Below are 11,210 nucleotides of genomic sequence, written 5' to 3' on the forward strand. Positions count from 1 at the left end.
TTCCAAGTCAAAGCCACCTTCGGGTGGCTTTTTCATTTCTGCCCGGCCAGCCAAGCGGTTATGCTGTGCCTCTTAGAGGGAGACATTGATGGCTTACGATTTCGATCTGTTTGTGATTGGCGCGGGTTCGGGTGGTGTGAGGGCTGCACGATTTGCGGCCGGCTTCGGTGCACGTGTTGCCGTAGCTGAAAGCCGATACCTGGGCGGTACCTGCGTCAACGTGGGCTGTGTCCCGAAAAAATTGTTGGTGTATGGCGCGCATTTTTCCGAGGATTTCGAGCATGCCAAAGGCTTTGGCTGGTCGTTGGGCGAGGCCGACTTCGACTGGTCGACGCTGATCACCAACAAGGATCGCGAGATAAACCGGCTCAACGGTATTTATCGCAAGTTGCTCATCGACAGCGGCGTCACGTTGCTGGAAGCGCATGCAAGGATCGTCGGGCCGAACAAGGTTGAGGTACAGGGGCAGGTCTACAGTGCCGAGCGCATCTTGATCGCAACGGGCGGCTGGCCGCAAGTGCCTGATGTTCCGGGGCGCGAGCATGCAATCACCTCTAACGAGGCGTTCTATCTCAAGGCTTTGCCCAAGCGCGTTGTGGTGGTGGGTGGTGGCTATATTGCTGTCGAATTTGCATCGATTTTCAACGGGCTCGGCGCAGACACGACGCTGGTCTATCGAGGCGAGCTGTTTTTGCGTGGCTTCGACGGCAGCGTTCGTACTCATCTGCATGAGGAGCTGCTCAAACGTGACATGACTATCCGCTTCAATAGCGACATCGAACGTATTGAAAAGCAGGCGGATGGCAGTCTTTTGCTGTCGATGAAGGGCGGCGGCACGCTGGAAACAGATTGCGTTTTCTATGCCACCGGGCGGCGGCCGATGCTGGATAACCTCGGGCTTGAGAGCGTCAACGTCGAGCTTGATGACGAGGGCTATATCGAGGTCAATGAAAACTACGAAAGTAGCGAGCCGTCAATTCTGGCCATCGGTGATGTGATCGGCGGTGTGCAACTGACCCCGGTAGCGCTGGCCGAAGGTATGGCTGTGGCGCGTCGTCTGTTCAAGCCGGAGCTGTATCGTCCGGTCGATTACGACCACATTCCGACTGCGGTCTTCAGCTTGCCCAATATCGGTACCGTGGGTTTGACGGAAGAGGCCGCTATCGAGGCTGGGTACGAGGTGCAGATCTTTGAAAGTCGCTTCCGGGCCATGAAGCTGACCCTGACCGATGATCAGGAGCGCACATTGATGAAGCTGGTCGTGGATGCCAAAACGGATCAGGTGCTTGGCTGCCATATGGTCGGGTCAGACGCGGGTGAAATCGTGCAGAGCCTGGCGATTGCCGTCAAGGCAGGGGCGACCAAACAGATCTTCGACGATACGATCGGCGTGCACCCGACGTCTGCAGAAGAGTTTGTGACCATGCGTTCGCCGGTCACGCGTTAAGGTCAGGCGGTACCCGGGATCCAGGATGGGTTCCGGGCTGCACGGGTGAAAAGGCAGAAGTGTAAAGGGAGGGACCCTATGTTCGGCACTGAAAAAACAGCTGCGGTGATTCCATCGCATGCACCGCAGGCGGGTCAGCCCTCCAGCGCGCAAAGTGATATTGAATGGCAGTTCAAGACGCTGGCCGACAACATGAGTCAGTTGGCATGGACTGCCAATCCTCGCGGCGCAGTTCAATGGTATAACGAGCGCTGGTATGCCTATACCGGCGCCTCGCTTGAAGCGATGAGGGCTTTGGGTTGGCAATCGGTGCTTCATCCTGACCACCGCGAACGTGTGATGGTCCGCTTGCAGTATTGCTTTGCAACCGGATCCATTTGGGAAGATACGTTTCCCTTGCGGGGCCTCGACGGAGCATTCAACTGGTTCCTGTCGCGTGCATTGCCCATGCGCGACTCGTTGGGTCATATCACCCACTGGCTTGGCACCCATACCGATATCACCGCTCAGGTCAACGCAGAAGAAGCGTTGCGCGAGCTCAATGACAGTCTGGAAATTCGAGTTGCCAAGCGCACATCCGAACTGGCCATGGCCAATGAGCTGCTGCAAGTCCAGATCGCCGAGCGGGCACAGGCCGAAGAGGTGCTGCGTCATGCCCAGAAGATGGACGCTATTGGTCAACTGACCGGCGGGATCGCCCATGACTTCAACAACATGCTCACCGGTGTGTCGGGCGCGCTTGATCTGATTCAGCGTCGCGCGTCGGCGGGAAGCCTTGACGATGTCGAGCGCTATGTCGGCGCTGCCATTGCATCAGCCAATCGTGCGGCGGTGCTCACCCAGCGGCTGCTGACGTTCGCCCGGCGTCAGCCGTTGCAAACCTGCTCTGTAGACGTCAATCGCATGGTGTTGTCCATGGAGGCCTTGCTGCGGGGCACGCTGTGTGCGCGCACCGATCTGCGTCTTGAGCTGGCGCAAGGACTTGATCCGGTTTGCACAGATGAGCATCAGTTGGAGAATGCTCTATTGAACCTGGTCATCAATGCCCGTGATGCCATGCCTGACGGAGGTCAGCTCAGGGTTTGCAGCGAGGCTTGTGTAGTCGATACCCGGCAGGGCGCGCTGTTGCCTGGGCGCTATGTACGGCTCAGCGTTCACGATAATGGCGTCGGTATCGAGAGGGATGTGATCGAGCGAGTGTTCGATCCGTTCTTCACAACCAAGCCGGTGGGTCAGGGTACCGGGCTTGGGCTATCCATGGTGTATGGCTTCATCAAGCAGACTGGCGGAGACGTGCACATCGACAGCCTGAGCGGGCAGGGTACTTGCGTCGATGTGTATCTTCCCTGTGATGACGCAGCGATTGATCGTGCGTAACTAAACGGGGCTGCGGATGAGTGCGTTCAGTCCTGATTGGCGGGTCGTTTCCTGGCAGGCCTGGGTTTTTCGGACTTTGGCGGCTGGGTGCTGAGGTTTGCCAGCGCCGCTTCCTTCTTGGTCAGCAACAGTTCAAGAACCCTGTTCTGTTGCTGGAGATCTTTCAAGTTTTGTTTCAGCTCGCTGGTTTCGTCTTGCAGGCTGCGCGCCTTTTCTTTCAATAGCGCGCATTGAGTCTGAGCCAGTTGACGCTGTTGCAAGGCTTCATCTGCATGACTGCTCGCTTTGCTCAATTGATCCTTCTGAGTATCAAGCTCGCGCAGGGTGTTGCGGCTTTCCGCTAGCAAGCGTTCGTTGTCACGGTTGAGTTGGGTGATGTCGCCCTGGCGCATGCTCAGGCTTTGCTGTGCCTGGCGCAGCTCCATCTGAACCTGCTGCACTTGCCCTTCATGGCGCTGTTGTTCGTGTTCGCGCTGCTCTCTGATCGAGTTGCGATAGTGTTCGAGTGCGTCACGGGCGTGCTGATGTTTCTCTTCGAGCGACTGAATTTGCCCATCCTTGTCCTTCAGGCGTGACTCAAGGCCAGCGTTGGCCTGAGTCAGTCGAGCTTTGTCGGTTTGAACGTCGTTCAGGGTTTGCCGGGTATCAAGCAGGGCAGTGGCCTGGCGTTCGAGTGCCTGGTCCTGCTGCTTCAGTTGGTCTTGTAACTGGCTGATCTGTGTGTGTGCAAAGGCCAATTCCTGTTGGATGGCCTGACGGCTGGTATCACATTCCTCCATGGCCTGATCGATGCGCTCCTGAGCCTGTTCCTGGAGACGCTGAGCCAGACTGGCGACCAGTGTGCTCAGTTCTTCATTGATCTCGGGTGCAGGAGCCTGCGTTGCTTCGAGGTCTTTGAGGTAGCGATGAATAGTGGTCTTGGAGCCCGTATTACCCATCTCGATACGTACCGCATCAATACTGGGGTTTTCTCCGCGGGCCAGAAGGGCGGTCCTTGCCTTGAGCACCAATGCCTTGTTTACGCCGCCCCGTGCCATGTTTGCTCCTACGATTTCGTACTGTGGTATGTACTTTGTAATTACATACTAATTCAGCCAGGTCGATTCGTCATTATTTCGATTAGTTAACATGGGATATTGGCGTATTATCCCGTGTCAGATCCTTTTTCTATCTTTTTGGTCCGTTGCCGGTACGTATGCCCGGCTCATCAGCAGGTTTTGTCCATGCATGACATAGATCGCTACCTCGATGCTGCTACCCGCGACAACACGCGACGCAGCTACAGGGCGGCTATTGAGCACTTCGAGGTAACGTGGGGCGGTTTTCTCCCGGCGACCAGCGAGGGCGTTGCGCGTTATCTCGCCCGTTACGCGGGGGAACTGTCGATCAACACGTTAAAGTCGCGTCTTTCTGCGCTGGCGCAATGGCACGCGAGTCAGGGCTTTGCCGACCCGACCAAGGCTTCGGTCGTGCGCAAGGTGTTAAAAGGCATACGCGCTGTGCATCCCTCCCAGGAAAAACAGGCCGAACCCTTGCAATTGCAGGATCTCGAGAAAGTCGCTGTCTGGTTGGAATGTGAAGCGCAACAAGCGCAGGAGCAGGGTGATCGGTCTCGGTTGCTGCGTAGTCGTCGTGATGCCGCGTTGATCCTGATCGGCTTCTGGCGAGGGTTTCGCAGTGACGAGCTGTGTCGCTTGCAGGTTCAGGACGTCAAGGCCATCGCCGGAGCCGGGTTGACTGTCTATCTCCCCCGCAGCAAGGGCGATCGCGACAACATCGGCAGGACCTACCAGACGCCTGCGTTGCAAAGGCTGTGTCCGGTGCAGGCGTACATTGAATGGATCAATTGCGCAGCGCTGGCGCGTGGTCCTGTATTCCGGGCCGTTGATCGCTGGGGCAATCTGGGCGAGGAAAGTCTGCACGCCAACAGTGTCATACCCTTGCTGCGTCAGGCGTTTGAGCGCGCTGGCATTGCCGCTGAACATTACACCAGCCACTCATTGCGGCGCGGCTTCGCCAGTTGGGCGCACCGCAACGGGTGGGATCTCAAGTCGCTGATGGCCTATGTTGGCTGGAGGGACATGAAGTCCGCGATGCGTTACATTGATGCCGCACCGTTTCTGGGCGCCGCTGAAGGTCAGAGCGGGGAGGCTCGGAGTGGTATACAGGTTTCTTCTATTAGTAAGCTGACCTCATAGTGAAAACCAATCAGTGACATCAGGTTTGCCAATGAGCCAATGTCATCAATCATGCGTAAGCTTCACTCCATCGAATTAACAACCCGTCTTAACAACCCATCAGGAGATATACCGATGCCTATCATCAACAGCCAAGTAAAACCGTTCAAGGCTACCGCATTCAAGAACGGCGCTTTCGTTGACGTTTCGGATGCTGACTTCAAAGGCAAGTGGTCTGTCGTATTCTTCTACCCGGCTGACTTCACCTTCGTGTGCCCAACCGAACTGGAAGACCTGGCTGACAACTACGACACGTTCCAGAAGCTGGGCGTCGAGATCTACAGTGTTTCGACTGACACCCACTTCGCCCACGCTGCATGGCACAACACGTCGCCAGCAATCGGCAAGATCCAGTACACCATGATCGGCGACCCGACTCTGGCCATCTCCCGCAACTTCGACGTACTGATCGAAGAAGCCGGTCTGGCAGACCGTGGCACGTTCGTGATCAACCCAGAAGGTCAGATCAAGATCGTTGAACTGAACGACGGTGGTGTTGGCCGTGACGCTTCCGAGCTGCTGCGCAAGATCAAGGCTGCTCAGTACGTTGCTGCTCACCCAGGTGAAGTTTGCCCAGCCAAATGGAAAGAAGGCGAAGCCACTCTGGCACCGTCTCTGGACCTGGTCGGCAAGATCTGAGTCGTATGAATCGGCTAGGGGCGCTGAGCTCTTGAGCACGTAAACCGCATCGCCCCAAAAAAACGCCCGGGCGGTCATCGCCTGGGCGTTGTTTTTTCTACTCTCTGAACATTTTTGCCAAAGGAAGTCGCCACATGTTGGACGCCAATCTTAAAGCCCAGTTGAAATCTTACCTGGAGCGGGTTACTCGCCCAGTCGAGATCGTCGCGTCCCTTGATGACGGCGCGAAGTCTCAGGAAATGCTTGCACTGCTCAATGACGTGATCAGTGTTTCCAGGGACGTCACCTTGAATGACAGTGGCACCGATGCGCGTACCCCATCGTTTTCGCTGAGCACTCCCGGTCACCATATCAGCCTGCGTTTCGCTGGTATCCCAATGGGTCACGAGTTCACTTCGCTGGTCCTGGCGTTGCTGCAAGTTGGCGGCTACCCGCCCAAGGTCAGCGCAGAGACCATCGACCAGGTTCGCGCTCTTCATGGCGATTTCCATTTCGAAACCTATTTTTCCCAGTCCTGCCAGAACTGCCCGGACGTTGTCCAGGCATTGAACCTGATGGCGGTACTGAACCCGAACATCAAGCACGTGGCCATCGACGGCGCGCTGTTTCAGGATGAAGTCACCGATCGCAAAATCATGTCGGTCCCAAGCATCTACCTGAATGGCGAGCTGTTCGGTCAAGGCCGCATGGGCCTGGAAGAAATTCTGGCCAAGATCGACACTGGCGCCGGTGCGCGTCAGGCGGAAAAACTCAATGCCAAGGACGCCTTTGACGTTCTGGTCGTCGGCGGTGGCCCAGCGGGTTCGGCCGCAGCCGTATACGCTGCTCGTAAAGGCATCCGTACTGGCGTTGCTGCCGAACGTTTCGGCGGCCAGGTGCTCGACACGATGGCGATCGAAAACTTCATTTCGGTCCAGCACACCGAAGGCCCGAAACTGGCTGTGGCGCTTGAGGAGCATGTCAAGCAATACGAAGTTGACATCATGAACCTGCAGCGCGCTGACAAGCTGATTCCCGGCGCAGCCGGCGCGTTGCACGAGATCAAGTTCGCCAGCGGCGCAAGCCTGAAGGCCAAGACATTGATTCTCGCCACTGGCGCACGCTGGAGAGAGATGAACGTGCCTGGCGAGCAGCAATATCGCAACAAGGGTGTGGCGTACTGCCCGCACTGCGACGGCCCGCTGTTCAAAGGCAAGCGCGTTGCAGTAATCGGTGGTGGCAACTCGGGCGTCGAAGCGGCGATCGACCTGGCAGGTATCGTGTCTCACGTGACGTTGCTGGAGTTTGATGTACAGCTGCGTGCCGACGCGGTGTTGCAGCGCAAACTGCACAGTCTGCCGAACGTTACGGTGATCACCAGTGCGCAAACCACTGAAGTGACTGGCGACGAGCAGAAGGTCAACGGCCTGCGCTACAAGAATCGTGTGAGCGGTGAGGAAATCACTGTTCCTCTGGAAGGTATCTTCGTGCAGATCGGTCTGTTGCCCAACAGTGAATGGCTCAAAGGGTCCATCGAACTGTCGCCGCGCGGCGAGATCATGGTGGATGCACGTGGTGAGACTTCGGTGCCGGGCATCTTCGCTGCTGGTGACGTCACGGTAACGCCGTACAAGCAGATCATCATCGCCCTGGGCGAAGGTGCCAAAGCCTCGCTGAGCGCTTTCGATCACCTGATCCGTTCGTCTGCGCCAGCCTGACTGACACTCGATAACCAAAAAACCTCATGAGCAATCATGAGGTTTTTTTATATCTGCGCTTTGGCAGTTCACCGAGCGAAACCACCGTGCCGAGACGCGGTGGCGTTCAATCAGAGTGGCGTTGGCTGGATGATTTCGACCCAGTAGCCGTCCGGGTCCTTGATGAAAGCGAGGCTGTTCATGCGGCCGTCGGCCAGACGTTTCTGGAAATCCACGCCCAGGCTTTCGAACCGCTCGCAGGCGGCTTTCACATCGGGTACAGAGACGCAGATGTGACCGAAGCCACGAGGGTCGCTGTTGCCGTTGTGGTAAACGGCGGACGAATCGTTCTCGGTGCCGTGGTTGTGGGTCAGTTCCAGAATGCCTGGAATCGACTTCATCCATTCATTGCGTGCCGCGTCATCGTGCGGGATCTGGGCTTTGTCGACCAGTGCCAGAAAGTACAGGCTGAATTCCGCGTCGGGGAAGTCACGTTTTTCGACCAGGCTGAAGCCCAGTACGCGAGTGTAGAAGTCCAGTGACTTGGTGATGTCCTTGACGCGCAGCATGGTGTGGTTGAACACGAAACGCTGGGTCGCTGCCTCGGGCTCGGCCGTCACGCCAGGAAAAGTGTTGAGTTCGTGCAAGCTCATGCAATCTCCAAATATTCAAATAGGGCCGAATGATACGGGGGCAGGGCGGCGTGTGCCAAACCTGAGCCGGATAAAAACTCGGTACCTCTTGCTCGCGACAGGCGACAGGCTCAGAATTTCCGGCCGACCGTTCTGATGGCCATGCTCATGATTTTCCTGCAATGCCGCTCTGCTGTGTTGAGCCTGTGCCTGGCAATGGCCGCTACAGAGGTTCATGCCAATGATGCGATGATTACCTGGCCCGCGGGCTGGGAAGTGGAGTCGTTACCGATCGATACCGGCGTGGCGGCTCAACCGTCCGTGCAAATCAGACAACGGGCGGTAAAAAACGATCAGCTCGGAAATCCGATCATGGTCATGGAGCTGACTCAGACCCGGTTGACGCCCGGTCATGAAGTGAATGTGCACGGCGTGTTGCTGGAAATGCGCAAGTCCATCCAGGTCAATTTCGCTCGCAGCGGTCTGCAAAGCGCCTGTACGCCGGTGCGAGACGGCGTGCTGGGTGATGTGCCTGCGCTGGAGACTACCTGCACCATCACTCAGAATGGCGTGCATGCGCTGACTCAGACGTTGGTCGCTGCCGCCAGCAAGGACAGGGCCTGGTCGTTGTCTTACGCAGGGTCCGCTCAAGGCTATGCGGACAACAAGGAGCAAGCGTTGCAGATTCGAAACAGCTTGAAACTGGAGGCGGCGCCTTGAGGCGATGGGGATACCCACTTTTTCGCAGGCAAAAAGAAGCCCGCCGAGGCGGGCATGGGGCGCTATTCCTTTAGCGGTCTTCATCATGCAAAAAGGCATGTGAAAAAAGTGTGAAGCTCTGATGCGTTTATCGCCGAGGTCTGAGGGCTTCAAGCCGGTGCCTCTGATCGATGGCGCCGGCCCGCGACGATGCTGGATGGCTTCAAATGGAAGGCTATGAAACGCAATTGTTCCCTGTATTAACAATTGCTGAAACGTATCCGGTCGCAGATTTTTATTGACGCCATTATTTTTTCTTTATTAAAACAGGTTTTGTTGATGATGGACCGGGCAGTTCATTTTGTCTCGAATGTGTTAGGCCAGCATCGGTTGTATTGACAGACGCTGTCGGCAATGATCATACGCGAGGCAGGGGCTTGCACTAACGAATCGGAAAATGCTGGGCAATAAAAAAGCCCTGCGAGTGCAGGGCTTCGTTATTGCATAGTTACGATCAGGCACGCAGCCATGCATCAACAGTTTCAACACCGTATTGCTCTTTCCAGGCCTTCAACCCGCGATGGTTGCCACCTTTGGTTTCAATCAGTTCGCCGGTATGCGGGTTCTGATAAACCTTGACCACGCGTGCGCGGCGACGCTTGGGGCCGGCGGGTGTGACCAGGGAAGTTGCACTGCCAGGATCAAGAATGGAAATGATGTCGCGCAGGCTTTTGCCGTAGCTGCCCATCAAGTCCTGGAGCTTTTGCTCGAATTCAATTTCCTTCTTAAGCCCGGCGTCATTCTTCAAGGTTTCCAGCTGCGCCAGCTGTTCTTGAAGGGCTTTTTCTGCTGCTCGAAACTCGGCAAGTCTGGACAAATAACACACTCCGACAATGTAATGGCTGTTGCCAGCCCAATAAAGCGACAAGACAAAACTGTTTGGCTGATCTGTCCATTCGGTGACTGCCCAATACCCGCGTTTCAATCGTAAAACTAAGCCTTCCGGGCTGGCCAGTACGCAGATACAGGGTAGTTATAAATCATTCGCCCGTAAATGATGCACGTTTTTTTGCAGTTAGAAAACATTCTTCTTGAAAATGCTAAATGAAATTCAGGTGTGTAGTCACTGTTGGCGACGCTGCGCGTGATATGTGACGAAGCGATGCGTAAGTTATTTCTGATAATAGACGCTGTACCAAAACTCATGACGTCTTATTGGCGTCATTAAAAAAAGAAAGGTCTGACAGGTAAATCGTAAATTGCTATCGCGATTAAAGAAATGTCTGAAGGCTGCGTTGCAGAAGGGCTGGAGGGGAGTGGTGTATGGCGTTTGGCCTGCATTGTTGGTAGCAATGTTTGTCACAGGCCTTGCTGAAGTGCGGGGTCGTCGGGGTTTTGCTGTTCGAGTTCTGCAAGCAGCACCTGCACATTTTGCAGCTGTCCGTTCTCTTTCCAATACTGGATCAGCAGCACTCGTGCCCGGCGATTGGCTGGTTCGTTCTGGACGATCTGTGCCAATTGTTTTTGCGCAGCTTCCAATTGATCCAGGCCGTGCAGTGCGACCGCCAGGTCGTATCGATAATCGTTGTTCTCCGGCGCGAGCTCCGACGCCTTGGCGAGGCTGAGCAGCGCATATTCGCCTTGTCCGTGGTCCAACAACCACATCCCGAGGGCGTGCTGCAGCAGGGACGATTGTGGATGACGCTCCAGCAAGCCGGCGAACAGAGTGCGGGCTTGTTCGGCCAGGCCTTTTTTGTCCAGCAGTTCGATGTGTGCCAGGGCCGCGTCAATGTTGGCAGGGTCAAGTGAGATTGCGCGTTGCAAGGCCGCCAGTGCGGGCTCCAGATCACCCGTCTGCAGGTAGAGCCTGGCCAGTTGCAGCTGGTTCTGTGCAGAGGGCGGCTGACTTTTCAGTGACTCTTGGCTGGCTTCGGCACTTTGCTGCAGTACGGCGAAATAAAGCCCGAGATCATCCGGTGACAGGCCCAGCAGTGCAGTGGTAGCGCTGAACCTCACGGATTGCTCCTTGTCATCCAGCAACGGTCCGAGCAACAGACTGCGCTGACTGTTGGAAACCAGCCTGACTGTCACGCCGATTGCAGCCTGACGAACTTGCGCAGATTCATCCTTGAGCGCGGCATTCAGCAATTTCAGAGCCTGAGGGCTGGGGTAGTTGCTGAGTTCTGCCAGGAGGTCGATACGGTGGGCGTCGGACAAGTCCGTTCGCGCCAGTTGTTGATACAGCACTCGGGCAGCGCCTGGCTTGCCGTTGTGCGCCTGATCGAATGCCTGGTTGTAGGTGTGACTGAGGTTGGCGGGGGCCGGTTGTACCGGTGCGCTTCGCCACCACCAGAATGTCAGCAACAGTATTGTTGCCAGCAATGTGACGGTCAGAGCTATGGCCTGGCGACGTCGAGTCGTGGCTTTGGACGATGGGTGTAGTGAGGGCAGGGTGGGCATGCCGATATCCAGTGCTTGACTGCTCGCAGCTTCGGGGAGCGAC

General features: G+C 56.3%; 10 protein-coding genes. 6 read left to right on the plus strand and 4 right to left on the minus strand.

The genetic code is table 11. The features are described 5' to 3' along the window. Positions 1-88 precede the first annotated feature (88 nt). Entirely contained in the window at positions 89-1,447 is a 1,359-nt protein-coding gene (gorA, locus tag KDX37_RS15085) for a glutathione-disulfide reductase (protein WP_231653475.1), read from the plus strand. 78 nt (positions 1,448-1,525) lie between these two features. After that, positions 1,526-2,824 carry a hybrid sensor histidine kinase/response regulator gene (locus KDX37_RS15090; protein ID WP_231653476.1) on the plus strand — a complete coding sequence of 433 codons (1,299 nt, stop codon included), beginning with the start codon at positions 1,526-1,528 and terminating at the stop codon, positions 2,822-2,824. Between the two features lie 26 nt (positions 2,825-2,850). On the opposite strand, the gene KDX37_RS15095 is transcribed toward KDX37_RS15090, so the two are convergent. After that, positions 2,851-3,861, minus strand: coding sequence for a DNA-binding protein (locus tag KDX37_RS15095; protein WP_231653477.1), 1,011 nt, complete (start codon positions 3,859-3,861; stop codon positions 2,851-2,853). Positions 3,862-4,047: 186 nt separating this feature from the next. Between KDX37_RS15095 and KDX37_RS15100 the strand changes: the two genes are divergently transcribed. The 3 genes from KDX37_RS15100 (at position 4,048) to ahpF (ending at position 7,397) form a co-directional block, all read left to right on the plus strand. Then, positions 4,048-5,022: a site-specific integrase gene (locus tag KDX37_RS15100; RefSeq protein WP_231653478.1), complete on the plus strand. Its 975-nt coding sequence runs from the start codon at positions 4,048-4,050 to the stop codon at positions 5,020-5,022. Positions 5,023-5,136: 114 nt separating this feature from the next. Beyond that, positions 5,137-5,700, plus strand: a complete 564-nt coding sequence (gene ahpC / locus KDX37_RS15105) for an alkyl hydroperoxide reductase subunit C (RefSeq protein WP_231653479.1) — start codon at positions 5,137-5,139, stop codon at positions 5,698-5,700. Between the two features lie 134 nt (positions 5,701-5,834). Next, entirely contained in the window at positions 5,835-7,397 is a 1,563-nt protein-coding gene (gene ahpF / locus KDX37_RS15110; protein ID WP_231653480.1) for an alkyl hydroperoxide reductase subunit F, read from the plus strand. Positions 7,398-7,507: 110 nt separating this feature from the next. On the opposite strand, the gene gloA is transcribed toward ahpF, so the two are convergent. Next, a complete protein-coding gene (gene gloA, locus KDX37_RS15115; RefSeq protein WP_231653481.1) occupies positions 7,508-8,029 on the minus strand; it encodes a lactoylglutathione lyase in 522 nt (173 codons plus the stop codon). 147 nt (positions 8,030-8,176) lie between these two features. On the opposite strand from gloA, the gene KDX37_RS15120 reads away from it, so the two are divergent. Continuing rightward, the gene (locus KDX37_RS15120; RefSeq protein ID WP_231653482.1) at positions 8,177-8,728 is read left to right on the plus strand and encodes a DUF4946 domain-containing protein; all 552 of its coding nucleotides are present in this window, start codon (positions 8,177-8,179) and stop codon (positions 8,726-8,728) included. 493 nt (positions 8,729-9,221) lie between these two features. On the opposite strand, the gene KDX37_RS15125 is transcribed toward KDX37_RS15120, so the two are convergent. Together KDX37_RS15125 and KDX37_RS15130 are read right to left on the minus strand one after the other, a co-directional pair. Beyond that, on the minus strand, positions 9,222-9,584 hold the full coding sequence (locus KDX37_RS15125; protein WP_231653483.1) for a histone-like nucleoid-structuring protein, MvaT/MvaU family: 363 nt from the start codon (positions 9,582-9,584) through the stop codon (positions 9,222-9,224). Positions 9,585-10,066: 482 nt separating this feature from the next. Continuing rightward, entirely contained in the window at positions 10,067-11,167 is a 1,101-nt protein-coding gene (locus tag KDX37_RS15130) for a HEAT repeat domain-containing protein (RefSeq protein ID WP_231653484.1), read from the minus strand. Positions 11,168-11,210 lie beyond the last annotated feature (43 nt).

It is taken from the genome of Pseudomonas californiensis, assembly GCF_021147775.1.
In the GTDB taxonomy this organism is placed as follows: domain Bacteria; phylum Pseudomonadota; class Gammaproteobacteria; order Pseudomonadales; family Pseudomonadaceae; genus Aquipseudomonas; species Aquipseudomonas californiensis.